Source organism: Kitasatospora sp. NPDC088779 (assembly GCF_040685395.1).
Taxonomy (GTDB): domain Bacteria; phylum Actinomycetota; class Actinomycetes; order Streptomycetales; family Streptomycetaceae; genus Kitasatospora.
This window is the reverse complement of record NZ_JBFBHW010000021.1, coordinates 45,677-72,502: the sequence shown is the minus strand read 5'-3', so window position 1 is coordinate 72,502 and position 26,826 is coordinate 45,677. Positions and strand designations below refer to the sequence as shown.

Genomic DNA, 26,826 nt, shown 5'->3' with positions numbered 1-26,826 from the left:
CGCCGTCGCGTCACCGAGGGAAATCTATAGACCGGTCGGTATATTTTCTCCCTCGCCGCCGCAGCCCCTGGTCAGGTGCGCAGGAGGATCGCGGTGACGGCGGTGGCCTGGGTGAGGGCGGCGGGGCGGTGGGTGCCGGGGAGGCCGATGGCGAGGGGGACGGCCAGGCCGTCGAGGAGGGCGCGGATCTGGGTGGCCCGGTCGGCGGCGGGCCCGGGGGTGAAGTGGCCGGTGGCGGTGCCCTCCTCGATGAGGGCGACCAGGTCGGCCTGCCAGGGCGCCTCGATCTCCTGTTGCCCCTGGCGGATCTCGGCGCTGGCGGGGGAGCGCCCCCACACCTCGACCCACAGGATCCAGCGCGGATCGCCCGCCCCGTCGGGCAGGTAGAGGCGCAGGTAGGCGTCGAGCCGCTGCCAGGGGTCGCGCGAGCGGTCGGCGAGGGCGTCGCGGCGCCGGGCCCCGAGCTGGTCCTCGCTCCAGCGGAGGGTTTCCAGCAGCAGCTGGTCCTTGCTGCCGAAGTAGTAGAGCAGGTGTCCGGCGCTCATCTGGAGCTGTTTGCCGAGCCCGGCCATGGTGAGTTTGGCGAGCCCGTGTTCGGCGATCGCGGCCCGGGCGGTGGCGAAGACCTCCTCGCGGGGGCGCGCCGGCCGGCGCGGGCGGGGGTCGGCCATGTGCGGTGCGCTCCCTCGGTGGTGCGGAGGTCGGAAGGCTGCCGGGGCGGGGGAGGTGCCCCCGCCCCGGCAGCCGGGTGGCCCAGGTGCCCAAGGTGGCCCAGGTACCTCAAGTGGCCTGGGATCAGACGGACTTCGGCTGCTGCTGCGTGATGCAGTGGATGCCGCCGCCGTTGGCGAAGATCTCGCGGGCGTCGACGAGTTCGACGGTGCGGCCCGGGTAGGCGCGGCCGAGGACGGCGGCGGCCTCCTGGTCGCGCGGGTCGTCGAAGGCGCACAGGATCACGGCGCCGTTGGCCACGTAGTGGTTGATGTAGGAGTAGTCGACCGGTTCGCCGTCCTCGTCCAGCAGGACGGTGGGGGCGGCCAGTTCGACGACCTCCAGCGCCCGGCCCCGGGCGTCGGTGGCGGCGCGCAGGATGGCGACGAGCTCCTGGCAGACCGCGTGGTCCGGGTGGGCGGGGTCCGGCTGGACGTGGGCGACGACGACGCCGGGGCGCACGAAGGAGGCGACGATGTCGATGTGCCCGCGGGTGCCGAACTCGTCGTAGTCGCGGGTGAGTCCGCGCGGCAGCCAGATCGCCTTGGTGGTGCCGAGGAAGGCGTGCAGCTCGGCCTCGACCTCCTCCTTGGTCCAGTCCGCGTTGCGGCCCTCGCCGAGTTGGACGGTCTCGGTGACCAGGACGGTGCCCTCGCCGTCGACGTGGATGCCGCCGCCCTCGTTGATCAGCCGGGAGGCGAAGCGCTGGACGCCCGTCAGTTCGCTGATGTGCTCGGCGATGTGCTGGTCGTGGTCCCAGCGGGCCCAGGACTGGGCGCCCCAGCCGTTGAAGATCCAGTCGGTGGCGGCCAGCGAGCCCTTGCCGTCGATCAGGAAGGACGGGCCGATGTCGCGCATCCAGGCGTCGTCGAGCGGGCGCTCGACGATCTCGACCTGCTCGGAGACGTACCGGCGGGCGTCCGCGGTCTCGCCGGTGTTGACGACCAGGGTGACCGGCTCGTACCGGACGATGGTGTTGGCGACGGCGGCCCAGGCCTCGCGGCCCGCGTGCAGGTTCTCGGGGGTGTCGAAGGTGGGGTTGGCGGTGGGGAAGGCCATCCAGGTGCGGTCGTGCGGGTGCCACTCGGCGGGCATCCGGTAGCCGAGGGAGGCGGGCGTGGGGGTGGTCATCCGGGAGTCCTAGGGGGAGGCGTTCGGCGGAGGCGTTCGGCGGAAGTGTCAGAGGAAGTAGAGGCGGCTGAGCGAGACGCTGTCCGCGGGTTCGGAGCGCAGCGGTTCGCCGTCCAGCGAGACCAGGCCGGTCTGGGTGACGTCGACGCGGCCGACCCGGGCGTTGCGGACCATGTCGCGCGGGCCGATGCCGCGGGTGTTGCGGACGCCGACGCGGCGGCGGCGGGTGGGCAGCCCGTCGGCGGGGCGGTCGAGGTAGGCGCCGTCGGCGGCGGCCTGGGCGACGAAGGCGACCGAGATGTCGGCGGCGGTGGCGCCGTGGGCGCCGAACTGCGGTCCGAGGACGAGGGGTTCGCAGGTGTCGGTGGAGGCGTTGGGGTCGCCGACCACGCCGTAGGCGGGGAAGCCGGCCTTCAGGACCAGCTGCGGCTTGGCACCGAAGTGGTCGGGGCGCCACAGCACGATGTCGGCGAGTTTGCCGACCTCGATGGAGCCGACCTCGTGGGAGAGACCGTGGGCGATGGCGGGGTTGATGGTGAGCTTGGCGATGTAGCGCAGGACGCGCTCGTTGTCGTCGCCGCTCTCGGTGGTGCCGTAGCCACCGTCCAGGGGGCCGAGTTCGGCCTTCATCTTGCCGGCCATGGCGAAGGTGCGGCGGACGGTCTCGCCGGCGCGGCCCATGCCCTGGGCGTCGGAGGAGGTGATGCCGATGACGCCGAGGTCGTGCAGGACGTCCTCGGCGCCCATGGTGCCGGCGCGGATGCGGTCGCGGGCCATGGCGGCGTCGCCGGGCAGGTCGGTCTTGAGGTCGTGGGCGGAGACGATCATGTCGAAGTGCTCGCCGAGCGCGTCGCGGCCGAACGGCAGGGTGGGGTTGGTGGAGGAGCCGATGACGTTGGGCACGCCCGCCATCTTCAGCACGTTGGGGACGTGTCCGCCGCCGCAGCCCTCGATGTGGAAGGCGTGGATCGTCCGCCCCTCCAGCACCTTGAGCGTGTCCTCCACCGACAGGCACTCGTTCAGGCCGTCGGTGTGCAGGGCGACCTGGACGTCGTACTCCTCGGCGACGCGCAGCGCGGTGTCCAGGGCGCGGGTGTGGGCGCCCATGTCCTCGTGGACCTTGAAGCCGGAGGCGCCGCCCTCGGCCAGGGCCTCGACGAGCGGGGCCGCGTCGGAGGACGAACCGCGGCCCAGGAAGCCGATGTTGACGGGCCAGGCGTCGAAGGCGTTGAAGGCGTGGCGCAGGGCCCAGGGGGAGTTGACGCCGACGCCCCAGACCGGGCCGAACTCCTGGCCGATGATCGTGGTGACGCCGGAGGCGAGGGAGGCCTCCATGATCCGCGGCGAGAGCAGGTGGACGTGGGTGTCGATGGAGCCGGCGGTGGCGATCATGCCCTCGCCGGAGACGATGGTGGTGCCGGTGCCGACGACGACGTCCACGCCGTCGAGGGTGTCGGGGTTGCCGGCGCGGCCGATCGAGGCGATCCGGCCGCCGATCAGGCCGATCGAGGTCTTGCGGATGCCCTGGATGGCGTCGATCACCAGGACGTTGCTGATCACCACGTCGCAGGTGTCGCGGACGGCGGCGGCCTTGAGGTGCAGTCCGTCGCGGGCGGTCTTGCCGAAGCCGGCCAGGAACTCCTCGCCGGGGGCCTGGGAGTCGGACTCGACGCGGACGATCAGGCCGGAGTCGCCGAGCCGGATCCGGTCGCCGGCCCGGGGGCCGTGCACCGAGATGTAGTCGTGGGGGGTGATGGACGTCATGACGGCACCTCCGCGTCGTCGAAGGTGGTCAGGTAGCCGGTCGCGCGGGCCTTGGCCAGGGCGGCCTCCTTCGCGCCGGGCGCGTCCAGCGGGCCGTCGACCAGGCCGGCGAAGCCGATCGCGACGCGCTCGCCGCCGATCGGCACCAGGCCGACCTGGACGGTGGCGCCCGGGTCGAAGCGCACCGAGGAGCCGGCCGGGACGGCCAGGTGGGTGCCGTAGGCGGCGGCGCGGTCGAAGGCGAGGCGCGGGTTGGCCTCGAAGAAGTGGAAGTGCGAGGTGACCGAGATCGGCACCTGGGAGGTGTTGTGGACGGGCAGCAGCACCGTCTCCTCGACCGGGTCGTAGCCGGCGCCGTCGCCGATCAGCGCGCCGCCGGGGGCCTCGTCGCCGAGCGAGCCGGCGCCCCGGAACGGGTCGTTGACGACGGCCAGGCGGGTGCCGTCGTCGAAGACGGCCTCGACCTGGACGACGGTGACGACGTCCGGCACGCCGGGCAGCACGTCGGCGGCGGTGAGCACGCTGCGGCCGGCCTCGATGGCCTCGGCCAGGCGCCGGCCGTCGCGGGCGGCCTCGCAGACGGTGTCTGCGATCAGGGCGGTGGCCTCGGGGATGTTGAGGCGTACGCCCCGGGCGCGGCGGGCGCGGGCCAGTTCGGCTGCTGTGAAGATCAGCAGCCGGTCCCGCTCGGTGGGGGTCAGTCGCACGGTTCCTCGCTCGCGGTCGCCGGGGGAGGGGGTCGGCTTTCGGGGGCGATGTTAGAACGTCGTTCAAACATCTCGGGCCATTGAACCCGGACCGGGCCGCCGTGTCCAGCGTTGCCGGTCCGCAGGGGTTCGGCCCGCCGGGCGCGTGGCGGGGGTGAAGCCCCGGAGCGGCGGGGGCGGAGCCCTGGAGGGGCGGGGGCGGAGCCCTGGAGGGGAGGGCGCGCGGCCGGGGTGCGCCGGGCGCGCGGAGCAGGACGGGGCCCGGCGCGCGGCGGGGTGCGACGGGGAGTGGGAGGGCGGCGCGGGCCGGCGCCCGGGCGCCGGGTGTGCGCGGGATCGGGCGGGGGCGGACTCGAAAACAGGCTCTGCGCTTCGCAAACCTGTCCGGCGCGGGCAGTTGGATCACGTGAACCTCCCCGTGCCCCTTTCACCCCACGTGATCGGACGCACACTGTTGCAAACGCCGTCAACTGGGCATGAGGATGGGTGGTCAGAACGTGGGGGCCACCCGGCCGGCGGGGGATCCGGAGGCGGGGGCTCGGATTCGAGGGCGGGGGCATGTGTTGATGGACGGTCAGTCGCGATTCCCGCGGCAGCGGACGAGTTCGGGTGACGCCTACCGGTCCGGGCCCGCCCCGGGCGCGGCCGGCGGCACCGGGACGACCCTGCCGGGCACCTCGGCCCCCGGCTGCGCCCTGCACCGCCGGCTGCACCTGACGCTCGACCCGGCCGACCTGGTCGCGGTCGGCTCGGTCCGCCGGCGGCTGCGGACGGCGCTCAGCCACTGGGGGGTGCCGGAGCTGTCGGACACCGCCGAACTGCTCTCCTCCGAGCTGGTGACCAACGCGCTGCTGCACACCGGCAAGGGCGCGGTGTTCGACGCGGTGCTCGGGTCGGACCACCGGCTGCGGATCGAGGTGCAGGACGGCACGACCCGGCTGCCCGGCCGGCGCCGCGATCCGGACGCCGAGTACGCGACCTCGGGGCGCGGCCTGCTGCTGGTGGAGTCGCTCGCGGACGCGTGGGGCGTGCAGCTTCGGGGCGACGGCAAGGTCACCTGGTTCGAGCTCGCCCTGCCCTGAGCCCGGCCGCTCGCGGGGCGCGGAGCGCGGAGCACGGGCCCGGGGCGCTCGGGGCGCGGGGCATGTGGGGGTACGCGGCCCGCCGCACCGTTCGCCGTCGATTCATTCGCCTTCGAAGCATGCCCAGAACAGAAGGCGGAGCGGAAGATTTCCGGCCCGTTACCATTGCCGCTCGGCCCAACATTGGACAGGATGGTGGGAATGTGTGTCCACGTGCGGGAAGCAGCGGGGAGACCGAACCTCGACCGACCCCGCCCGTCGACACCGTCCGATCCAGCACCACCCATCACACCGCCACGCGGCCCGTCCGGACGGTCGGCGCGGTCCGCCACGGCAGCGGCAGGAGCAGCATGCCCACTGAGCCCGAGTCGCCGGGGCCGGCGCTTCCATCCGGTGCGCCCACCGCCGAACCGCAGCAGGCAGCCTCCACCCACACCACCGGTCCGAACCCCGCCGGTCCCGCTCCCGTGACGGTCGACCAGCCCCCCGCCGGCCCCACCGCGGCCGGGCCGGGCCGGGCGAAGCCGCCCGCGCAGGCGGTGCGCCGGCCCGTGCCGCGTCCGGCGCCCGCGCTCGCCGCCGGACGGCTGGCGACGGTGCTCCCCGGCAGCCTGCCGCCCGCCTCCGCGGACACCATGCCGGACTGGCTGGAGCCCGCGATGGCCGCCAACGGCATCGGCTCCTTCGACTGGGACATCCGCCGCGACGTCCTGGAGGGCGACCACCGGGCCTGCGCGATCATCGGCCTGGACAGCATGGACCAGGGCCGCTTCGACCGCACCGCCGGTTCCTTCCTGGCCCTGCTGCACCCCGAGGACGCGCCGGTGGTACGCCGCCGGGTCGAGCGCGCGGTGGCCGAACTGGGCCAGTGCGGCGCCTACTACCGCACCGTCGGGCCCAACGGCACCATGCGCGCGGTGCGCTTCCGCGGCCGGGTGCTCGCGGACGCCTTCGGCCGGGCCTCGCGGATGGTGGGCTTCGTCTGGGACGCCACCGTCGAACTGCACAAGCGCGACCGCGCCGACCGGATGGCCCTGCTGCGCGAGGAGCGCTCCCGGTTCATCAAGGAGGCGGCCCGCGCCCTCTCCGAAGCCGTCACCGTCCGCGACGTGGCCCGGGTGTTCACCGGACTGCCGCTGCCCGGACTGCCGCCGGACGGCCTGGTGCTGGCCTCCTTCGAGGCCGGCCGGGCGCAGGTGCTCGGCGCCTCCGGCTACCGGACCGAGGCGCTGGCGGTCTGGGACCGCACGGTGCTGCCGGCCGGGCACCCGGCCGCCGAGGCGGTGCGCCACCGGGCGCCGGTGTTCATCCCGACCCGCGAGGAGTTCCGCGCGTCCTACCCCGAGGTCTGGGAGCCGACCAGCCGTACCGGGCGCGGCTCCTGGGCGTTCCTGCCGCTGGTGGCCAGCGGGCGGGCGATCGGCGTCTGCGTGGTCAGCTTCGACGACGAGCGCGAGCTGGACGCGGACGAGCGCACCCTGCTGTCCACCCTGGGCGGGCTGGTCGCCCAGTCCCTGGCCAGGGCCCGGCTGCACGACGCCGAGCACGAACTGGCGGCCGGCCTCCAGCGGGTGATGCTGCCGCGCACCGTGCCGTCGGTGCCGGGGGTGACGACCGCCGTGCGCTACCTGGCGGCCGGCTCCGGCCTGCAGATCGGCGGTGACTGGTACGACGTGGTGCCGCTGCCGGGCGGGCACGTCGGCCTGGTGATCGGGGACGTCCAGGGCCACGACGTGCACGCCGCCGGGATCATGGGCCAGCTGCGGATCGCGCTGCGCGCCTACGCGGCCGAGGGGCACCCGCCGGCCGCGGTGATGGCCCGCGCCTCCCGCTTCCTCGCCGATCTGGACACCGACCACTTCGCGACCTGCGCCTACGCCGAGGTCAACGTGGACTACGGCGTGGTCTACGCCGTCCGGGCCGGCCACCTCGACCCGGTGGTGCGCCGGGCGGACGGCACCGCCGCCGTGGTGCCGGTGGCCGGCGGGCTGCCGCTGGGCATCGACCCGGACCAGGAGTACCGGGTCACCCGGTTCAGCCTGGACCCGGGCGAGACGGTGCTGCTCTGTACCGACGGCCTGGTCGAGGCGCGCGGCATGGACCTGGACGAGGGCATCGCCCGGCTCACCCGGGCGCTCGCCCGTCCGCTGCCGCCCGCCGAGGAGGCGGCCCGCGACCCGCTGGAGGACCTGGCCGACCGGATCGCCTCCCAGGCCGCCGACTCCAGCGAGCGCGAGGACGACATAGCGCTGCTGCTCCTGCGCTGGGACGGTCCGGCCGGCGGCCTGGCCGCCCAGCAGCTGCGCCGCCGGATCGGCCAGGCCGACCTGGCGCGGATCTCCGAGGTCCGGGCCGAACTGCGCGACGCGCTGCGCCGCTGGGGCGTCGCCGAGTTCATCGACACCGCCGAACTGCTCTCCTCCGAACTGGTCACCAACGCCATCCGGCACACCGACCGGGACGCCATGTTCACCGCCCGGCTCTACCGGGAGCCGGCCTCGGACGGCGGCCGGGCCCGGCTGCGGGTCGAGGTGGAGGACGAGTCGGACCTGTGGCCGACCCGCCGGACCCCGGGGGAGCAGGCCTCCTCCGGGCGCGGGCTGATGCTCGTCGAGGCGCTGGCGGACGCCTGGGGCGTGGAGCCGCGCGGCTCCGGCAAGCGGATGTGGTTCGAGCTCAGCGGCACGCCCGCAACCTAGGTCCGGTCACCCGAACTGCTGCTCCAGGTCCTTCAGTTTGCGCTCCAGCGAGTCCAGCCGGGGCAGCGTCACGGTGTCCTCGTCGACGGTCAGGTCGATGGTGCGCCGCTCCGGGCGGGCGGGCAGGCCCGGCTGCGCCACCGTGCCCTCGGCGGGCACCACCGCGCCCTCGGCGGCCTCGACCTCGCGCGGCCCGGCGGGCCGCTCCGCCGCGGGCCCGCCGGCTATGGCGGGTTCCGAACCGGACTCCAACTGCCGTGCGCCGCCGCCGCGACCGCGCCAGGCGCTGTTGCTGCGGCTGATCGCCCGGATCTCCGCCCGCTCGCGGCGGCCGGCCAGCCTGCGGCGCTCCCGCTCCACGGCCCTCTCCCGCTTGTCCTCGCGGACCTCGTCCACCGCCTCGTCGAGGCTGCGGACGCCTTCCAGGAGCATCAGCGACCAGGCCGCGTAGGTCTCGCGCGGGGCGCGCAGCCAGCGCACGATGCGGATCTGCGGCAGCGGGCGGGGGACGAGTCCCTGCTCGCGCAGCGCGGCCCGGCGGGTCTGCTTGAGCGCCCGGTCGAACAGGATGGCCGCCGAGAGGGACATGCCGGAGAAGAACTGCGGGGCGCCGGCGTGGCCGAAGCCGCGCGGGGCGTGCACCCAGTTGAACCAGGCCGAGGCGCCGGCGAACAGCCAGACCAGCAGCCGGGAGCCGAGCGCGGCGTCGCCGTGGCTGGCCTCGCGGACGGCGAGCACCGAGCAGAACATCGCGGCGCCGTCGAGGCCGAACGGCACGAGGTACTCCCAGCCGCCGGACAGCCCGAGGTTCTGCACCCCGAAGCCGACCAGCCCGTGGAAGGACAGCGCGGCGGCGACACCGGCGCAGCAGAACAGCAGCGTGTACGAGGCGCCGCCGTACAGGGATTCCTTGCGGCGGCGCCGTTCCTCGGAACGTTCCCAGGAATCCGGCCCTCCGGCGGCGGCGGATCCCCGGCTCCGGACCAGGGCCACCAGGAGCGCGCTGACCAGCAGCCCCGCACCTCCGGTGACGGCCCAGCCGAGCGGTATGTCGGACAATTTCATCGCCGGAACCAGCCTCGCTTTCCTGCGTCGCGTTCCTGCGTCGTGATGGCGGGGACCATCATGGCGGATGCTCGGCGGGGGAATGGCCGATTCGGTGCCAATGCGCTGAGTAGAGGGATTTCTGACCCCGCGACAATCGCATTTTCTTATGCATTTGAAGCGGGTTATTCCCGGAATTCCGGGCTTTCCGGATCCGGCCTCGCACGTGTTTTCGTCAACCCCGCATGACGCGGGGGCAGCCGCCGCAGATGTCCTCCGGTTGGGCGGTGTACACGAGGCAGCAGCTGGCCCGGGCCCGGTCGGTGCCCGAAGCATCCCCGCACCCGGCCGCCGGCACGGCGAAACCGGCACCCGGGGTGAAGGGCGACGGGGCCGGAGCGGGGCCGCCGGTCACGCCGGGCGCGCACGCCGGTGCCGCCGCCGCGCCGCCCGCCTGCGGGGGCTCCAGCAGCGCGGACAGCTCGGCGCGTGCCCGCTCCTGCTCCCCGAGCAGCCCGCCGGCGTACCAGAGCCCCTCCACCGCCGCGTCCGTGGCCATCGCCCACAGCACCCGTGGCCCGCGCCGCACCTCGGGCCGGAAGGCGGCCAGCACCGGTTCCAGGAACCCGCCCAGCGCGCACCGCAGTTCGGTGGCCAACGCGTTCGCGTCCGGCACCGTACGGGCCTGCGGCACGCCGCCCGCCGGGTCGTCGGGCAGACAGGCGAACGCCTCCGGGCGGACCGTCAGCTCCACCCGGTCGGCACCGCGGCGCACCGAGACGTCCTCCGGGCCGAGCAGCAGGACCCGGCGCTCCAGGAACCACGGCAGCGTGAACAGCAGCGAGAGCGGCCACACGACGCGGTGCAGGCCGAATCCGGCCGCCACGTCCGGGCGCAGCGGCCGCCCGTAGCGGGCCAGGCCCTGCCGGGCGTCGTGGGCGATCAGCTCGCGGACCGCCTCGGGCCGGGTGGTCAGGTCGGCGGCGGGGATCCAGCCGTCGCCGCGGCGGGGCGGGGCGCAGCGCACCCGCAGGACGGGGGCGAGCGCGGTGAGCCGGTGGTACGAGGTCGCGCCGGGGGCGTCGGCGGGCGGCGTGGGAGTGAGGGCGTGCGCCTCGGTGGTGCGGGGGGCGCACGGCGTGGGGCCGGGCCGGGTGCTGCTCGCGGTCATGGGCGGGCCCCATCGGGTCGACCGGGGACCGCCCATGGACCGCCCGGCGGTGCCCGGTCGGGGTGGTGGTCCGCCCGGGCCCGGCCGGACCGGGGCATGGCGGTGCCCGGGGAACGGCAAGGCGAACCCGGCCGGGGTACTGCTCACCCCGGCCAGGTTAGGCTCACCTTAGCTGATCGTCCCCCAGGTCTCGCGGGTGATGCGCCCGTCCGGGGGAGGCCCCGGCGTGTGGGCCCCGTCCGGGGGGAGCCCCGGCGTGCGGGCCCCTTCCGGGGCAGGCCCCGGCGTGCGGGTGGTGCCCAACTGGCGCGCGAGCCAGACCGGCACGCCGCCCAGGGCGTGGACGAGCCGGGCCGCCTCGGCGCGCAGCCGGGCGGCCTCGGCCGGCTCGGACACCTCGGCGAGCGCCGCGAGCGCCGGCGCCACCCCCACCGTGAAGCCGAGTTGCTCGCGCAGCCGCAGCGAGGCGTCGAAGCCCTCGCGGGCGTGGTCGCGGTCCCCGCGGGCCAGGGCCAGTGCCGCCAGGTGGCGCCAGGTGTACGAGCGCAGCAGTTCGTCCCCGCGTTCGCCCGCGCCGTCGTGCGCCCGGCGGTAGGCGATCCAGGCGGCGCCGCGGTCGCGCAGCAGGTTCTCGGCGACCAGTCCGCGCCGGAAGTCCAGCAGCGGGCGGCCCGGCGCGTCCGGCGGCAGCAGTGCCGAGGTGCGTCCGAGCGCGGCCTGTGCCTCGTCCAGTCGGTCCCGGGGGCCGAGCACGCTGGCCACGTACGCCAGGAAGCCGCGGGCGCAGGCCGCGGCCGCGCGCTGTTCGGTGCTGGCCACCACGGCCTCCGCGAGGCGCAGCGCCTGTTCCGCCTGGGTCCACTGCGCGGCGGTGAACAGGCACTGCTCGATGAGGAGTTCGGCCCGTGCCAGGGCCGCTGTCGGGTCCTGTTCGGCGGCCGGGCGCAGCAGTTCGGCCGCCTCCTGCCAGCACCCCCGGGACCTCAGTCGCCACACGGTGTCGCCCGGCTCCTCCGCTGCCGCCCGCCCCCGCCCGTTCGGGCCGTTCGGGCCCCATCCGTGCTCTGACAACGCCACCTCCTTGTGTGCGCCATCCAGCGGGGCGCGGCCCTGCCCGGCGTCGCCGCCGTCGACTGTCGGCGGCACGGCGACGGCAGCGCAAGGGCCCGCGCTGTGGCGGCAATTCAACACGGGGGTGAGCTTGTGCACCAGATCACGAGCGGAGGTTCTTGCATTCGCGGGGGAAATGATCTAGGGCCTGGCCTGATCCACAAGGCACGCCCTGGCGGACGCGCCCCGGCGGCCTCCGGTCGGTCAGGACGTCCAGCCGGTTTCCATCAGGGCCTCGGCGGCGCCGTTGGCGGGCTGCGGCACCCCCGCCAGGTCCAGGCTGAACAGGGCGACCAGCAGCTGTTCGCCGCGCACGGTGGCCTGGTGCGAGTAGCCGGCCAGGGTGAACATGGCGGCGGCCATCTCCTCGGCGTGCAGGGTCTGCAGCCACAGGCACTCGACCGACTTCACGTCGGCCGGCTCGGTCCAGGTGTCCACCTGGGCGACCATCCGGCTGCCCAGCAGGGTCACCCCGTCGCGCTCCTGGGCCTCGGTCAGCTCCAGGTCGTCGAAACCGAGCCACTCCAGGTAGCGGGCGGCGGTGAAGACCGCGTCCTGCGAGGTGCGCACCGGGTGCGGGCGGAACGGCGCGCGGTGGCGGAAGGGCTTGGGCTGGCCGCCGGAGCCGCCGGGCGGGGCGGGCACCGGGGCGCCCATCGGGTGGGCCGGGTACGGGCGGGAGGACTGCGGGCCGGGGGTGGCGAGCGGGCCGGCCGTGCCGCCGCCGAGCCGGGTGGTGCGGTCCACCGGCAGCCGGACGGTGGCGCCGCAGTTGCAGGTGAACTCGGGCTGCGGCCACTGGTCGGAGCGGCCGCAGTGCGGACAGCGCATGCTCAGCCAGGAGTCCTCCCAGGAGCGGAACCGCACCTGCACCGGCACCCCGCCGCGCAGCAGCGGCACCTTCAGCGAGGCGCCGCACGGACAGGGCAGCGACGGCGGCTCGTAGAGGTGCTCGCGGCGGCAGGCGGGGCAGCGGATCGCCCGGGCGCCACCGCCCGCCCCGTGCCCTGGCCTCGCGGGGTCGTGTCCGGTGAAGTCTTCGGGCAGTCCGGCCATCGCGGGCTCCGTCCGTTCGAGTCGGGTGGTGGAACGGTTTCCATGCTCCCCGAAACGTTGGGTCCTTGGCACGGAATGGGGCAATCCTCAGGGTCGGATCAGGGGTGTGCGCCCGGCCGGTTCCCACCACGGGTGCTTCGGACACCCCGGTCGGCGGGGTGCGGTCAGCCGGCGGACCAGCGGGCCAGGTCGGCGGGGGTGTCCAGGTCGTCCGGGACGGCGACGTCGGCGCACTCGACCAGCGTGACCGCGCCCGGGTGCGCGGCCAGCAGGGTGCGGGCCCCGGCGTCGCCGGACGCGCCGGCGGCCGCCTCCGCGAAGTGCCGGGCGCCGATCAGCACCGGGTGCCCGCGCCGTCCTCCGTAGGCCGCCGCGGCCAGTTCCGCGCCGGCCCGGTGCGCGGCCAGCAGTCGGGCCACCGCGGCCGCGGTGACGCCCGGGGTGTCCACCAGCATCACCAGCACCGCCGACACCTCCGGCGCCAGCGCGGCCAGCCCGGCGCGCAGCGAGGAGCCCATGCCGCCCGCCCAGTCCGGGTTGGCCACCAGCCGGCAGCCCGGCAGGTGCGCCGTCGAGCGGACGCGTTCGCCGGCCGCGCCCAGCACCACCGTGACGTCCGCGCAGCCGCCCGCCCGCACCACCGCCACCGCGTGCTCGACCAGCGGGCGGCCCGCGTACCGGATCAGGGCCTTGGGCCGCCCGCCGAGGCGTCGCCCGCCCCCGGCGGCGAGCACCAGCGCGGCAACGGGCCCGGTCGGGTCTTCGGTGGTCTGCATGGGCCCAGCCTGCCCGCCGGTGCCGCCGCCGCGCAGCCGTACGAACCCACAGTTGTACGAATGCACAAGGGGAACCCGCAGGTGGTGGCCGCCCCCCGGCGGTTCGGCCGCTGGTCCTGCGGCCCGCCGGCCCCTGTACTGGGTCGATGAACACCGCACCGCGCCCGCTGCTGGACCGTTTCGGCCGGGTCCACACCGACCTGCGGGTCTCGCTGACCGACCGCTGCAACCTGCGCTGCACCTACTGCATGCCGGCCGAGGGCCTGGACTGGCTGCCGAGGGCGCAGACGCTGGGCGACGACGAGGTGGTGCGGCTGGTGCGGATCGCGGTCGGGCGGCTGGGGATCGCCTCGGTGCGGCTGACCGGCGGGGAGCCGCTGTTGCGGCGGGGCCTGCCGGAACTGGTGGGGCGGATCGCCGCGCTGGGGCCGGAGGTGTCGCTGACGACGAACGGGATCGGGCTGGCCCGCACGGCGGTGGCGCTGCGGGCGGCGGGGCTGGAGCGGGTGAACGTCAGCCTCGACACGCTGCGCCCGGAGCGGTTCGCGCGGATCACGCGGCGGGACCGGATCGCGGACGTGTTCGCGGGCCTGGCGGCGGCGCGGGCGGCGGGGCTGGGGCCGGTGAAGGTGAACGCGGTGCCGGTGCGCGGGGTGAACGAGGACGAGATCCCGGAGCTGGCGGCCTTCGCGGTGGAGCACGGGTACCGGATGCGGTTCATCGAGTCGATGCCGTTGGACGCGCAGGGCGCCTGGGACCGTTCGGCGATGGTCACCGCCGCGGAGGTCCTGGAGCGGCTCGGGGAGCGCTTCGACCTGCTGCCCGTGGGGCGGCGGGGCAACGCCCCGGCGGAGGAGTGGCGGGTCGCGGGCACGGACGCCGTCATCGGGGTGATCGCCTCCGTGACCCGCCCGTTCTGCGGGGGCTGCGACCGGGTCCGGCTCACCGCCGACGGTCAGTTGCGCAACTGCCTGTTCGCGACGGAGGAGTCCGATCTGCGCGCGCTGCTGCGCGGCGGTGCCGACGACGACCGGATCGAGGCGGCCTGGCGGGCCTCGGTGGCCGGGAAGGGGCCCGGACACGCCGTCAACTCCGCCGGCTTCGTCCGGCCCGACCGCCCGATGTCCGCCATCGGCGGCTGACGCCCGGGGTGTGAGCTTCGACATGGTCGGCGGGGTTCGCGTGGCGTCGCCTTGACCTGCTCTCGGGGTGGCTGATCTGCTGGTTCGCCGTCAACCCGCCCCAGATCCCGGGAGTTATCCGTGCCCGCCCGCCGCACCGCCCTGTCCGCCGCCACCGTGTTCCTGATATGCGCGCTCGCGCTGGCCGGCTGGCTGCTCGGCGGCCGTGACCACAAGAGCGGCGACTCCGCCGCGCCCGCCGGGGGCCTGGGCACCAGCCCGCTGCAGAACCCGGACGGCACCAAGCCCGGCCTGGCCCCGCTGACCACGCCGGAGGAGCAGAAGGCGGGCCGGGACGTGATAGCCAAGGTCGCCACCGCCGCCGCCGGCCCCAAGGACGGCTACGACCGCAACGAGTTCGGCCCCGCCTGGACGGACAACGTCGACGGCGTCCCGCTCGGCCACAACAACTGCGACACCCGCAACGACCTGCTCGCCCGCGACGGCACCGCCGTCGAGCGCAAGGACGGATCGAACTGCGTCGTCACCGCGATGACCATCTACGACCCGTACACCGGCAAGAACGTCCAGTGGACCAAGCAGCAGGCCACGAAGATCCAGATCGACCACGTGATGCCGCTGTCCTACGACTGGCAGCTGGGCGCCGCCAAGTGGGACAAGGCCAAGCGCGTCCAGATCGCCAACGACCCGCTCAACCTGATCCCCGCCGACGGCTCGCAGAACGGCTCCAAGGGCGACTCCGGCCCGGCCACCTGGCTCCCCGCCAACACCGCCGTCCGCTGCTCCTACGCCGTCCGCTTCGCCCAGGTCTCCCTGAAGTACCAGCTCCCCGTCACCGCGGCCGACAAGCAGGCCATGCTGCAGCAGTGCGGCGGCTGAGGAATCGTTACGGCAGGTGCTGGTGTGACGGCAGCGGGCGCCGGGTGGTATTCGTGGGCGGTGCACTCGTCGAACCCACGGCGCCCGCTCCGCGCCCTGCTCACCGTCGCCCTCCTCGTGCTCGCCGCGGGCTGCACCGGGCCGTCGGACCCGGGCGCCCGCCGGCCCGGCACCGCGGCCGCGGCCGGGCCCCAGGACCTGGTGCCCGGCACGGCCGCCCCCGCGCTCGCGGCCCTGTACCTCCAGCCGCTGGACTGGAAGGACTGCCCGGACCGGCCCGAGCGCCCGGCCGGGGAGCCGGTCGCGCAGTGCACCGGACTCAAGGTCCCGCTGGACTACGCCGATCCGGGCGGCGAGACGATCGACGTCGCCGTCTCCCGGATCCGCGCCACCGAGGCCGACCGGCGGATCGGGGCACTGGTGCTCAACCCCGGCGGGCCGGGCAACTCCGGCGTGGACCGGGTCGTCTGGGGCTGGGAGGACTACCGCGGCACCCTCTCCGACCACTTCGACCTGGTCGGCTTCGACCCGCGCGGCGCCGGCCGCACCACCCCCGTGCACTGCCTCGACGACCGCACCCGGGACGAGTGGACCAGCACCGACGACCCCGGCTACGACCGCGGCCGGGTGCTCGCCGACGCCTGCCAGGCCCGGTACGCCACGCTGCTGCCCCACCTCTCCACCCGCGACACCGCCCGCGACCTGGACGTGCTGCGCGGCGCCCTGGGCGAACGGCGGCTCGACTTCCTCGGCAGCTCCTACGGCACCTACCTGGGCGCCCTCTACGCCGAGGAGTTCCCCGCCCGCACCGGCCGCCTCGCCCTGGACGGCGCCTTCGAGCGCAGCCTCGACCCGGTCCGGATGAACGTCGAGGCCGCCGCCGCCACCGAGACCGCGCTGCGGGACTTCGCCGCCGACTGCGCGGGCCGCGACGGCTGCCCGCTCGGCCGCGACCGCGCCGCCGCCCCGCAGCGGCTCGCCGACTTCCTGGACGGCCTGCGCGCGCACCCGCTGCCCGCCGCCGACGGCCGCCGCCTCACCGCCACCCTGGCCTGGAACGGCACCCTCGACACCCTCTACGACGGCCACCGCTCCTGGGAGCGGCTGCGCCAGGCCCTCGACCCGGCGATCACCCGCGGCGACGCCGCCGAACTGCTCGCCCTCGCCGACGGCGCCAACGGCCGCGCCGAGGACGGCGGATACTCCACCGCGGCGGACGCCTTCGTCGCCATCAGCTGCGCGGACGCCCTGATGGCCCCCGGCGCCGGGGACCTGCGCACCGACCGCGCCGAACTCGCCGCCCGCGCCCCGCTGATGAGCCGGCACGACACCTCGGCGGCGCTGTTCGCCCCGGACTGCCGCTCCTGGCCGTACCGCACCGCCGAACGGCCCGCCCGGATCCGGGCCGAGGGCAGCGCCCCGATCCTGGTGGTCGGCTCCACCGCCGACCCGGTCACGCCGTACCCGTGGGCGCAGCGGATGGCCTCCGCCCTCGCCGACGCCGTCCTGCTCACCCGGGACGGCGACGGGCACACCGGCTACGACAAGAGCGGGTGCGTGCGGGACGCGGTGGCCGCGTTCCTGGTGGACGGCACGCTGCCCGCCGCCGGGACGCACTGCCCGTCCGCCTGACGGGAGCTGACGGGGGCCGGCGGGAGCTGGCCAGGGGCAACGCGAAGGGGGCGCACCGCCGGCTGCGGTGCGCCCCCTGGGGTGGGACGGTCAGGAGGTCGGACGGTCAGGACGTCGGGGCCGTCAGGTCGTAGAAGGTGGTGGAGCCGACCGTCTTCGCGGTGAAGTGGCTCGTCACCCAGCTCTCGATCTGGGAGGTCTCCGACTCCTTCTCCCCGGTGTCGCCCCGTCCGCTCTCGGCCCCGCCGAAGCCGCGGTGGGAGCCGCCGGCGATGAACCAGTGCACCTTGCCCTCCTGGACGTACTTCTGGAAGCCGGCCAGGCTGAGCGAGGGGTCGGTGCCGTTGAAGCCGCCGAGGGCCATCACCGGCTTCCCGGTGGCGAGTTGGTAGCTGGCGGCGTTCTGCGAGCCGCTGGTGGCGGCCGCCCAGGTGTACTGGTCGGCGTTCTCCTTGAGCAGGGCGGAGGCCTCCTCGCTCACCTTGGTGCCGCCGAGCAGACCGCCCATGCCGCCCGCGCCGCCCATGCCGCCCGCTCCGGGGCCGCCCGCGCCGCCCGGGCCGAAGGCGCCGGGATCCTCGCCGCTGCCGGGGTTGCCGGTGTCGGGGTTGGCGGTGTCGGGGTTGGCGCCCGTGCCGCGCTCGCGGTGACCGTTGCCGCCGCCCGGGCCCTTGCCCGAACCGCCGCCCGGCCAGCCGCCGTTGCCGCCGTTGAAGCCGCCCTGGCCGCCGTTGCCCCCGCCGTTGAACCCGTTGCCCCCGCCCTGGGTGCCCGGCCGGCCGCCGTTCTGCCCGCCGCCCCCGCCGGGGAAGCCGGGTGCGCCGCCGTTCTGCCAGCCGCCGTTCTGCCCGCCGCCGTTCTGGCCGGGCTGGAACGCCCGCCCGTTGCCCGGGAAGCCCTGCCCGCCGTGCCGTCCGCCGCCGCCCGGGCCGGAGGCGCCCTGGACGGCCGGCCCGGCCGTCACGATGGAGCCGCTGTGCGCCGTGCCGACGGTGTCCACCGCGTACGCGGCCGGCCCGCCGAGCGCCGCCGCCAGGCCGAGCAGGCCGGCGACCGAGGCGATCCGGGCCCCGAGCCGCCCGTCGGCCCGCCCGGCCAGCTGTCCGGCGACCAGCGTGGCCGCCGCCACCAGCCCGCCGACCAGCACCGCCCAGCGCAGCCAGGGCAGGAACTCCGCGCTCCGCCCGAGCAGGACGAACGCCCACACCGCCGTCACCGCGAGGGTGCCGGCCAGCACCAGCGCCCACGGAAGCCGGTGCCGGGCCCGCCACAGGCCGTCCACGCCCATGCCGACCAGCGCCGCGACGGCCGGGGCGAGCGCCACCGTGTAGTACTGGTGGAAGATCCCGGACATGAAGCTGAACACCAGCGCGGTGGACAGCATCGCGCCGCCCCAGACCAGGAACGCCGCGCGGGCGGTGTCGGTGCGGGCGTAGCGGCGGGTCGCCCACAGGGCGGCGACCAGCAGGATCAGCGCGGCCGGCAGCAGCCAGGCGATCTGTCCGCCGATGTCGCTCCCGAACAGCCGGGTGAGGCCGCTCTGGCCCCAGCCGCGGCCGCCGCGCATCGCCCCGGCCGGCAGGTCGAGCCCGGCCGGGAGCCGCCCGCCGCCGCCGACGCTGCCGGTCTCGTCGCCGTTGATCCGGCCGAGGCCGTTGTAGCCGAAGGTGAGGGAGAGGAAGCTGTCGTCCTGCGAGCCGCCGACGTACGGGCGGGCCGAGGCCGGCAGCAGCTCGACCACCGCGACCCACCAGCCGCCCGCGACCACCATGGCCGCGCCCGCGAGCAGCAGCTGCCGCACCCGCCGCCATAGGCCGGTGGGCGCGACGACCAGGTAGACCAGCGCGAAGGCGGGCAGCACGAGGAAGGCTTGCAGGGTCTTGGTGAGGAAGGCCAGGCCGAACATCGCCCCGGTGAACACCAGCCACCGGGTGCCCGCCGCCTCGATGGCCCGTACCAGCCCGTACGCGGCCAGGGTGAGCAGCAGGGCCAGCAGCGCGTCGGGGTTGTTGAAGCGGAACATCAGCGCCGCGACCGGGGTGAGCGCCAGGGCGGCCCCGGCGAGCAGGCCGCCGAGCGGGGAGAAGCGCCGGCGCACCGTCGCGTACACGACGCCGACGGTGGCGGCGCCCATCAGGGCCTGCGGGGCGAGCACGGACCAGGAGGACAGGCCGAAGACCCGCACCGAGAGGGCCATCGGCCACAGCGACATCGGAGGCTTGTCGACGGTGATGAAGTTCCCGGCGTCGGAGGAGCCGAAGAAGAAGGCCTTCCAGCTCTGGCTGCCGGCCTGGACGGCGGCCGAGTAGAAGGCGTTGGCCCAGCCGGAGGCGCTCAGGCCCCAGAGGTAGAGGACGACGGTCGCGGCCAGCAGTGCCAGCAGGGCCGGGCGCACCCAGCGCGGGTCGTCCGCGCGGCCGCGCCAGGCGCGGGCGGGGAGGGTGCGCAGCCGGCCGGACCAGGAGGCGGGGCCCTTGGGGCCGGTGGGCGGCAGGGGCTGCTCGGGGAAGAGCGGCGCCGGGTCCGGCCGGGCGGGGTCCGGCTGCGGCACCTCCGGCGGCGGGAAGTCCGCGGCCTCGGGCCACGGTTCGCCGGCCGGAGTGGAGTAGCTGGTCGTGGTCATGCGCCATACCGTGCGTGGTGTGGCTGAGAGGAGCGTGAGACGACGCTGTGAGACGGGTGTGATCTGCGGGGCGTTCGGGTGATCGGGTGATCGGGCGGGCCGCCGGGGGATCGGTCAGGCGGCCTTCGGCGCGGTCAGGCGGCCTTCGGCATGGTGAGGTGCTGGCCGAGCCACTCCAGGGCCGGGGGGATCTCCCGGGTCCAGGTGTGGAAGTTGTGGCCGCCGGTGTCCAGGGTGATGGTGGACAGCTTGGTGGGGGCCTTGAAGGCGCCGACCATGGCCTGGGTGTCGGCGTAGTTGTTCTCGTCGTAGCTGGTGGTGAGCAGCAGGGAGACGGGGGCGGCCGGCTGGTTCTTCAGCCGCCACAGCAGGTCGTTCTGCTGCTTCAGCTGGTCGTTGCCGCCGAAGAGGTCGCCGGTGGTCTCGTCGTGCGCCGCGCTGTAGTAGCCGGAGAGCGCGACCGCCGCGCGGTAGGAGTCGGGCTTGCGCATCGCGAACTTGAGCGCGCAGTAGCCGCCGGTCGAGTTGCCGATCACGGCGCGGCTCGCCGGGTCGGTGCCGAGCCGGTAGGTGGTGGCGAGCGCCTTGGGCAGGTCGGTGGTGAAGAAGGTCTCCGCCTGGGGGCCGCCCGGCACGTCGACGCACTCGGTGTCCCGGTTTCCGACGACCGTGGGGCGCATCATCACCAGGACGGTCGGCGGCAGCTTCTTCTGCTCGATCGCGGTGAGGGTGGAGGCCGGGTACTGCATCAGCGAGATCAGCTTCTCCGGGGTGCCCGGGTAGCCGGTGAGCACCAGGGCCATCGGGAACCGCTGCTGCGCGTAGTCCGGCTGGAAGTACTGCGGGGGCAGGTAGACGAACGCCTCGGTGCTCAGGCCGGTCGAGGCTCCTTTGACGGCGACCTGCTGGATCAGCCCGGAGCGCTCCCGGTCCGAGCCCTGGGCCGAGTAGAACTTCTGCTCGCCGGTGACGGCCACGGAGGCGTTCGGCGTGTGGTCGACGACCGTGCCCGGCTTGCCGTCGGTGCCGAGCAGGTCGCTCCAGGAGCTGTAGAAGCCGAAGTAGCCGTTGGCGATCAGGCCCATGGCGACCAGCACGGCGATCTGGGTGGCGAGGAAGGCGCCGAGCCGGCCCGTCCAGGACTTCCAGCCCTTCCCGCCGAAGCGCGGCCAGAGCCACATGGTGGCGCCGAAGACGAGGATCGCGACGAGCGAGGCGACGATCTGGAGGGGGAGTCCGGTGAGGCTGAGCACGCCCCGATCGTAGTTGACCTCGATCAGCGCCCCCGGGCGCCCCCTGCGCGCCCTCCGCGCGCCCTCGGAATCCGGTTGACCGCGCAGGGCGGGCCCGCCAGCATGGCGGCGGACACGTGCACGCTGTGTGCGCGGGGCGTCACGGGGGCGGGATTCATGAAGTCCATCACCAAGGCCGGTCTGGCCGTCGGCACGGTACTGCTGCTCGCGGCCTGCTCCAGCGGCACCGGGGGCGGCGGGGGGAGTGCCGCGGGCGGGCCGTCCACCGGCGCGGCCCCGGCCCCGCCCGCGCCGACGCGGACGCCGACCCCCACCCCGACGCCGCCGCCGTACGGCCCGGTGCTCGGCACGAACATCGACCCGGTGAACACCGCGCTCGGCCAGGTGGCCGGGGCCAAGACCCTGGGCGACCTCGACGGCGTGCTCGGCGGCATCGCCACCAGCGCGCGGACGGCCGGGCGGAGCCTGGGCCTGGCGGACGAGCCGGCCGCGGTCACCACGGCGCGGACCGAGCTGGTGGCGGCGCTGACCTCGCTGGCCGCCGACGCGACGAAGGTCCGCGGCGACATCAAGAGCAGGGGCGTCTGCGCGGTGGGTTCCGCGCAGGCCGAGCTGGGCGCCTCGGAGGGCCTGGCGGCGGTGTCGGCGGCCCTGGCCAAGATGGCGGCGGCCGGCTACCCGACGACCTTCGCCGTCCCGCAGACCCCGAAGCAGCAGTCCCGTTCGCTGGACAACGGCACCCTGGTGCGCGAGGGGCGGCTGCGCGGCCAGGGCGTGTTCAAGGTCGACAACGGCGGCAGGGGGGACGCGGTCGTCTCGCTCGCGCTGAACGGCAAGTCGGTGCACTCGGTGTACGTGACCAAGGGGCAGAAGGCCAGTATCGAGGGCGTCGAGGACGGCACGTACGAGGTGTACTTCGCGGGCGGGGTGGACTGGGACTCCGACGCGAAGGCGTTCACGCAGAGCTGCCGGTTCACCAAGTTCCAGGACACGCTGGCGTTCGAGACCGGGCGCACCGCGACGTCCTGGTCGATCACCCTCCAGCCGACGGTCGGCGGCAACGCCAAGACCGACGAGGTGGGAGCGGACTCCTTCCCGCAGCCGTAGCCGCAGCCGGAGCGGGCGGGCCGACGGGTGGACATGACGCTCCGGCGGGCGGGCACGGCCGGTGCCGTGGGGTGCCATCGCGCCCGCCCTTAACGGGCATACCGGGGCGGATGGTTGCCGCCCCGGGCCGCAACGGCCGATTGCCGTCGGCGAGTTCGGCCAATACGGTTGACCACTTGAAGTGACCATGGCACTTTCGTGCGGCGCGGGCCTCGACGACCAGTCGTACACCCCGCGATCCCCCACAAGGAGAGCCATGTTCAAGAGACTTGCCGCGATGGCCGGCGTCGGCGCCGTCGTCGCGGGCGGGCTGACCCTCGCCGCCGTCCCCGCGCACGCCGTCCAGGCCAGCGACCTGACCTCCACCATCGCGCTGAGCAACTGCTCGGCCTCGCTGGTGCGTTACCCCACATCGGTGGCCGGCGACCGGGCCCTGATGCTCACCAACGGCCACTGCCTGCCGACCATGCCCACGGCCGGCCAGGTCATCCAGAACGCGAGCGCGAGCCGCAGCGGCACCCTGCTGGACGGCGCCGGCAACAGCCTCGGCACCGTCCAGGCCGACAAGGTCGTCTACGCGACCATGACCGGCACCGATGTCGCGCTCTACCAACTCACCGACACCTACGGCTCGATCAGCTCCAAGTACGGCGCCACCGCGCTGACCGTCAACGACACGCACCCGACCGACGGCGCCGCGATGTACATACCCTCCTCGTACTGGAAGCAGGTGTGGAACTGCTCCGTCAACGGGTTCGTGCCCACCCTGCGCGAGGACCAGTGGACCTGGCACGACTCGCTGCGCTACAGCTCCGGCTGCAACACCACGCACGGCACCTCCGGTTCGCCGATCATCGACTCCGCCAGCGGGCGGATCATCGGCATCAACAACACCGGCAACGACAACGGTGAGATGTGCACCCTGGACAACCCGTGCGAGGTCGCCGCGGACGGCACCACCACGGCCACCAAGGGCCAGAGCTACGGTGAGGAGACCTACTGGTTCACCACCTGCCTCGGCAACGGCCGGGTCATCGACCTCAACGTGGCCGGCTGCCTGCTCACCAAGCCGGCCGGCAGCGGCGCCGTCTCCGTCAGCAGCCCCGGTGACCAGTCGACCGCGGTCGGCGGTGCGGTGAACCTCCAGATCAACGCTTCCGGTGGTACCGCGCCGCTGTCGTACAGCGCGACGGGTCTGCCGGCCGGGCTGGCGATCAACGCGTCGACGGGTGCGATCACCGGTACGGCCACCACGGCGGGTTCGTCGAACGTGACGGTGACGGTGAAGGACTCGGCGGGCAAGTCGGGTACGGCGAGCTTCACGTGGACGGTGACCGGTGGCGGTGGCGGCACCTGCACGCCGGCGCAGCTGCTGGGCAACGCGGGCTTCGAGACGGGCTCGGCGGCGCCGTGGACGACCAGCTCCGGCGTGGTGGACAACAGCTCCTCGCAGGCGGCGCACGGTGGTTCGTGGAAGTCGTGGCTGAACGGCTACGGTTCCTCGCACACCGACACGCTGGCGCAGACGGTGACGATCCCGGCGGGCTGCAAGGCGACGCTGAGCTTCTGGCTGCACATCGACACCGCTGAGTCGGGCAGCACCGCGTACGACAAGCTGGCCGTGTCGGTGAACGGGACCACGCTGAAGACGTACTCCAACGCGGACGCCGCGGCGGGTTACCAGCAGCGGACCTTCGACCTCTCGTCCTACGCGGGCCAGACGGTCACCCTGAAGTTCACCGGCACCGAGGACGCCTCGCTGCAGACGAGCTTCGTGATCGACGACACCTCCATCCAGACCGGCTGACGCACCACCAGCACACCGTCCGGCCCCGGGGCTCCCACACCCCGGGGCCGGACCGTGCGCGCCGGAGGCCGCCCGGTGTCACGCCCGGCGGGCGTCGGCGATCACGGCCGGGGTGGTGCCGAGCCACCAGGTGGGGTTGGCGGTGCCGTCGGTGGTGCGGCCGTCGCTGTGGACGTAGTGCCGGACGTCGCGGCCGGGCTCGGCGAGCTCGCCGTTCAGGGCGCGTTCGACCCATTCGGCGCCGAAGCGGAAGACCTCGGCGGCGGTGCCGCCCAGCGGGTGGAACTCGTTCTCGTAGACGCGCATCTCCTTGGGCGCGCGGATGCGCTCGTAGTTGGCCAGGGCCTGCTCCAGCACGGTGAGTTCGTCGAACTCGCCGATGCCGTAGACGACCGGGCAGGCGATCTCCCGGACCAGGTCGCCCAGCGGCATCCGGGCGACCAACTCGGTGTCGAAGGCGTCCTCGTCGGTGTAGCCGGCCATGTACATGTAGTTGTTCTTGAAGGTCGGCTGGGCGCGCTCGAAGATGGTGGTGAAGTCGCCGGTGACGGCCTCGAAGGCGGCCAGCGCGGCGAGGCGGCGGTCGGTGGCGGCGGCGCGCGAGCCCCAGTAGCCGCTCATCGAGATGCCGAACATGCCGATGCGGGCCGCGTCGACCTCGGGCAGCGAGGCCAGGTGGTCGATGTAGCGGCTGATCGCGCGCTCGTAGTTGGTGAGGTCGACGGTCAGCCCGTTGGCCCGGCTCTCGCCCTGGCCCGGACCCTCGATGGACAGGGCCACGATGCCGCGCGAGGTGTAGTACCGCTCCGCCGCGTGGATGTAGTCCTCCTTGATCATGTCCATCCCCGGGCCGAGGATCACCGCGGGGGCGTTGCGGACCTCACCGGCCGGCAGGTGCAGCAGGGCGAAGATCTGCTTGCCCTCGAAGTCGAGGACGACGCGGCGCACCCGGTTGTCACGCAGCGCGCCCAGGCGCTCCACGCAGTGGTTGGCGTGCTCGCGGAAGGCGAGCTTGCGCGGGTCGGCGGCGTCGAAGATCGAGTACTGCGCGCGGCCCCACATCACCGAGGCGCGCACGTAGAGGTCGGCGGCGGTCTGGGCGAAGCCGCCGCGCTCGTGGTGGGCGGCGCGCTCCTCGGCCTGCCCGGCGATGGTGGCCCAGGCCTTGGGCAGCATCACGCCGCTCTGCACCAGCGCGAAGACCTTGTCGAAGTCGGTGTGGTCGTGGCCGAGCTGCTCCAGGGTGCCCTTGGCCTGGGGGTGCAGGGCGTCGAAGCCGCCCTGGGCGAGGGCGATGTCCAGGGCCCAGTTCTGTCCGGTCGAACGAACGGTCATGACGGGTGTCCTCCGTGTCGATAGGGGGCTCGGTGGCTGTGCCGCCGAGTCGCTAAGTACTTATCTATTAAGTACTTAGGATATTCTGTTGTCAACCCGACCGTCGATACGAGCCACGGAGGCCGCCCCCATGTCGCAGCCCCAACCCACCCCCGCCCGCGAGCAGGCCCTCGACCGGCTCGCCCGCGCCGCCTACAGCCTCAGCGCCGCCGACTCCCGACTGCGCGGACGCGCCACCCGCACCCCCGGCGCGCTCTCCCTCACCCACGCCCGGGCCCTGCGCGTCCTGGCCGAGACGGGCCCGCTGTCGATCGGCCAGCTCGCCGCCGCCACCGAGACCACCAGCGCCGCCACCACCCAGCTGGTCAACAACCTCGCCACCGCCGGCTACGTCACCCGGGAACGCCCCCCGGGCGACAAGCGGTCCGTCCTGGTCGCCCTCACCGACGCGGGCCGGCGCCGCCACGACGAACGCCAGACCACCCTGGCGCAGGCGCTCGACACCGCACTGGCGCACCACGACGCCCCCGCCCTGGACGCCGCGACCGACGTGCTCCGGCAGTTGGTCGCCATCTACGACCGGCTCTGACCGGGAGGGCCTACCCTGCGGAAGGCGCGGCAAGGTCGCGCGAGGCCCTTCCTGGAGGCGAGCGCCCGTGACCAAGTACGTGATCGCGCCGGCCGTGGCGCTGCGCCTGGCCGGCGAGCGGGCCGTCATCCCGCAGGAGCACCGGCTGCTGGCCCCGACGCTGCTCCGCTCGCAGGTGCTGTCGCTCCTCTACCAGGCCGTCCGCCAGGGCGGGCTGACCAGGGCGGAGGCCGACCGCCGGCTGGACTACCTGCGCGCGTTGAGGATCCGGCTCCTCGGGGACCGCGTCCTGCAGTCCACCGCCTGGGGGATCGCCGAGCGCCTCGGCTGGCCCGACACCCTCGACGCCGAGTACATCGCGCTGACCCGGCTTCAGGCCGACGCGTTCATCACGCTCGACCTGGAGGTCGCCCGCGCCGCCGAGGAGCTGGTGGCCGTCGCCCCCGTCGAGGCCCTGGCCGCCTAGGGCGCGGCCTCCGTCGACCCGGCGGGAGGGCCCCCGACCCGCCGGGCCGTCACGGGGCCAGGGCGGCGGTGACGGCGGCTTCGGCGTGCAGGCGGGTGGTGGGGAAGGTGGGGACGGGACTGTCCTCGGGGCGGACGAGCAGTTCGATCTCGGTGCAGCCGAGGATGACCCCCTGGGCGCCGGCGGCCACCAGTTCGTCGATCACCCGGCGGTACGCCGCGCGGGACTCCTCGCGGACCAGGCCGAGGCACAGCTCCTGGTAGATCACCCGGTGGACCAGGGCGCGGCTGTCGGGGCCGGGGACGAGGACGTCGAGGCCGTGGGCGGCCAGCCGGCCGCGGTAGAAGTCCTGTTCCATGGTGAAGGCCGTGCCGAGCAGCCCGATCCGGTGCAGTCCGGCGGCCCGGACGGCGTCCGCGGTGGCGTCGGCGAGGTGCAGCAGCGGGACGGGGGTCGCGGCCGCGACCTGGTCGGCGACCTTGTGCATGGTGTTGGTGCAGATCAGCAGCAGTTCGGCGCCGGCCGCCTCCAGGGACCGCGCCGCGCCGGCCAGGATCTCGCCGGCCTCGGTCCAGCGTCCGTCGGCCTGGAGCCGTTCGATGGCGGCGAAGTCGACCGAGTACAGCACGAGCGGCGCGGAGTGCAGGCCGCCGAGGCGGTCGCGGGTGAGTTCGTTGAGGAGGCGGTAGTACTCGGCGGTGGATTCCCAGCTCATGCCGCCGATCAGGCCGAGGGTCTTCAT

At 74.5% G+C, this 26,826-nt stretch carries 21 protein-coding genes and 2 pseudogenes; 10 read left to right on the top strand and 13 right to left on the bottom strand.

The annotated features are described in order from the left end of the window. Positions 1–71: 71 nt before the first annotated feature. From AB0P03_RS21350 to AB0P03_RS21335, 4 genes are all read right to left on the bottom strand, one after another. On the bottom strand, positions 72–671 hold the full coding sequence (locus tag AB0P03_RS21350; RefSeq protein ID WP_350881577.1) for a TetR/AcrR family transcriptional regulator: 600 nt from the start codon (positions 669–671) through the stop codon (positions 72–74). A gap of 124 nt (positions 672–795) precedes the next feature. Further along, on the bottom strand, positions 796–1,842 hold the full coding sequence (locus AB0P03_RS21345; RefSeq protein ID WP_363630238.1) for an agmatine deiminase family protein: 1,047 nt from the start codon (positions 1,840–1,842) through the stop codon (positions 796–798). A gap of 48 nt (positions 1,843–1,890) precedes the next feature. Then, positions 1,891–3,606: an urease subunit alpha gene (locus tag AB0P03_RS21340; RefSeq protein ID WP_363584086.1), complete on the bottom strand. Its 1,716-nt coding sequence runs from the start codon at positions 3,604–3,606 to the stop codon at positions 1,891–1,893. Continuing rightward, positions 3,603–4,313 (bottom strand): urease subunit gamma, encoded by a 711-nt coding sequence (locus AB0P03_RS21335; RefSeq protein WP_363584084.1) that lies wholly within the window; start codon positions 4,311–4,313, stop codon positions 3,603–3,605. The genes AB0P03_RS21340 and AB0P03_RS21335 overlap by 4 nt, the downstream gene beginning before the upstream one ends. A 566-nt stretch (positions 4,314–4,879) precedes the next feature. Here AB0P03_RS21335 and AB0P03_RS21330 point away from each other — a divergent pair. Then, complete coding sequence (locus AB0P03_RS21330; protein ID WP_107452835.1) at positions 4,880–5,395, top strand: ATP-binding protein; 516 nt, start codon at positions 4,880–4,882, stop codon at positions 5,393–5,395. Between the two features lie 350 nt (positions 5,396–5,745). After that, entirely contained in the window at positions 5,746–8,094 is a 2,349-nt protein-coding gene (locus tag AB0P03_RS21325) for a SpoIIE family protein phosphatase (protein WP_363584082.1), read from the top strand. Positions 8,095–8,100: 6 nt separating this feature from the next. Here the strand turns inward: AB0P03_RS21325 and AB0P03_RS21320 are convergent, their stop codons facing one another. From AB0P03_RS21320 to AB0P03_RS21300, 5 genes are all read right to left on the bottom strand, one after another. Further along, entirely contained in the window at positions 8,101–9,159 is a 1,059-nt protein-coding gene (locus tag AB0P03_RS21320) for a DUF2637 domain-containing protein (RefSeq protein WP_350881565.1), read from the bottom strand. Positions 9,160–9,373: 214 nt separating this feature from the next. Then, positions 9,374–10,309, bottom strand: a complete 936-nt coding sequence (locus AB0P03_RS21315) for a (2Fe-2S)-binding protein (protein ID WP_363630236.1) — start codon at positions 10,307–10,309, stop codon at positions 9,374–9,376. 168 nt (positions 10,310–10,477) lie between these two features. After that, positions 10,478–11,305 carry a hypothetical protein gene (locus tag AB0P03_RS21310; protein WP_363584200.1) on the bottom strand — a complete coding sequence of 276 codons (828 nt, stop codon included), beginning with the start codon at positions 11,303–11,305 and terminating at the stop codon, positions 10,478–10,480. Between the two features lie 318 nt (positions 11,306–11,623). Then, positions 11,624–12,475, bottom strand: a complete 852-nt coding sequence (locus tag AB0P03_RS21305) for a hypothetical protein (RefSeq protein ID WP_363584078.1) — start codon at positions 12,473–12,475, stop codon at positions 11,624–11,626. Between the two features lie 164 nt (positions 12,476–12,639). Then, positions 12,640–13,251, bottom strand: a complete 612-nt coding sequence (locus AB0P03_RS21300) for an NTP transferase domain-containing protein (protein ID WP_363584076.1) — start codon at positions 13,249–13,251, stop codon at positions 12,640–12,642. A 146-nt stretch (positions 13,252–13,397) separates the two neighbouring features. Between AB0P03_RS21300 and moaA the strand changes: the two genes are divergently transcribed. The 3 genes from moaA (at position 13,398) to AB0P03_RS21285 (ending at position 16,904) form a co-directional block, all read left to right on the top strand. Next, positions 13,398–14,393 carry a GTP 3',8-cyclase MoaA gene (gene moaA / locus AB0P03_RS21295; RefSeq protein ID WP_363630234.1) on the top strand — a complete coding sequence of 332 codons (996 nt, stop codon included), beginning with the start codon at positions 13,398–13,400 and terminating at the stop codon, positions 14,391–14,393. Positions 14,394–14,513: 120 nt separating this feature from the next. Further along, complete coding sequence (locus tag AB0P03_RS21290) at positions 14,514–15,272, top strand: HNH endonuclease family protein (RefSeq protein WP_363584072.1); 759 nt, start codon at positions 14,514–14,516, stop codon at positions 15,270–15,272. Between the two features lie 60 nt (positions 15,273–15,332). Continuing rightward, positions 15,333–16,904: an alpha/beta hydrolase gene (locus AB0P03_RS21285; protein ID WP_363630232.1), complete on the top strand. Its 1,572-nt coding sequence runs from the start codon at positions 15,333–15,335 to the stop codon at positions 16,902–16,904. 106 nt (positions 16,905–17,010) lie between these two features. On the opposite strand, the gene AB0P03_RS21280 is transcribed toward AB0P03_RS21285, so the two are convergent. Both AB0P03_RS21280 and AB0P03_RS21275 read right to left on the bottom strand, forming a co-directional pair. Next, positions 17,011–19,527: a glycosyltransferase family 39 protein gene (locus tag AB0P03_RS21280; RefSeq protein ID WP_363630230.1), complete on the bottom strand. Its 2,517-nt coding sequence runs from the start codon at positions 19,525–19,527 to the stop codon at positions 17,011–17,013. A gap of 134 nt (positions 19,528–19,661) precedes the next feature. Next, positions 19,662–20,780 (bottom strand): alpha/beta hydrolase-fold protein, encoded by a 1,119-nt coding sequence (locus tag AB0P03_RS21275; protein ID WP_363584066.1) that lies wholly within the window; start codon positions 20,778–20,780, stop codon positions 19,662–19,664. 156 nt (positions 20,781–20,936) lie between these two features. Here AB0P03_RS21275 and AB0P03_RS21270 point away from each other — a divergent pair, with 156 nt between their 5' ends. From AB0P03_RS21270 to AB0P03_RS21260, 3 genes and pseudogenes are all read left to right on the top strand, one after another. Continuing rightward, on the top strand, positions 20,937–21,887 hold the full coding sequence (locus AB0P03_RS21270) for a hypothetical protein (protein WP_363584064.1): 951 nt from the start codon (positions 20,937–20,939) through the stop codon (positions 21,885–21,887). Positions 21,888–22,074: 187 nt separating this feature from the next. Next, a pseudogene (locus AB0P03_RS21265) lies at positions 22,075–22,761 on the top strand (serine protease); the annotation flags it as partial. A gap of 213 nt (positions 22,762–22,974) precedes the next feature. Then, positions 22,975–23,694, top strand: a pseudogene (locus AB0P03_RS21260) (putative Ig domain-containing protein); the annotation flags it as partial. 78 nt (positions 23,695–23,772) lie between these two features. On the opposite strand, the gene AB0P03_RS21255 reads toward AB0P03_RS21260, so the two are convergent. Next, a complete protein-coding gene (locus tag AB0P03_RS21255; RefSeq protein ID WP_363619023.1) occupies positions 23,773–25,029 on the bottom strand; it encodes an alpha/beta hydrolase in 1,257 nt (418 codons plus the stop codon). A gap of 130 nt (positions 25,030–25,159) precedes the next feature. Between AB0P03_RS21255 and AB0P03_RS21250 the strand changes: the two genes are divergently transcribed. Beyond that, a complete protein-coding gene (locus AB0P03_RS21250) occupies positions 25,160–25,618 on the top strand; it encodes a MarR family transcriptional regulator (protein ID WP_363630228.1) in 459 nt (152 codons plus the stop codon). A gap of 67 nt (positions 25,619–25,685) precedes the next feature. After that, positions 25,686–26,084 carry a type II toxin-antitoxin system VapC family toxin gene (locus tag AB0P03_RS21245; RefSeq protein ID WP_363630226.1) on the top strand — a complete coding sequence of 133 codons (399 nt, stop codon included), beginning with the start codon at positions 25,686–25,688 and terminating at the stop codon, positions 26,082–26,084. Positions 26,085–26,133: 49 nt separating this feature from the next. Here the strand turns inward: AB0P03_RS21245 and AB0P03_RS21240 are convergent, their stop codons facing one another. Beyond that, complete coding sequence (locus tag AB0P03_RS21240; RefSeq protein ID WP_363584054.1) at positions 26,134–26,826, bottom strand: aspartate/glutamate racemase family protein; 693 nt, start codon at positions 26,824–26,826, stop codon at positions 26,134–26,136.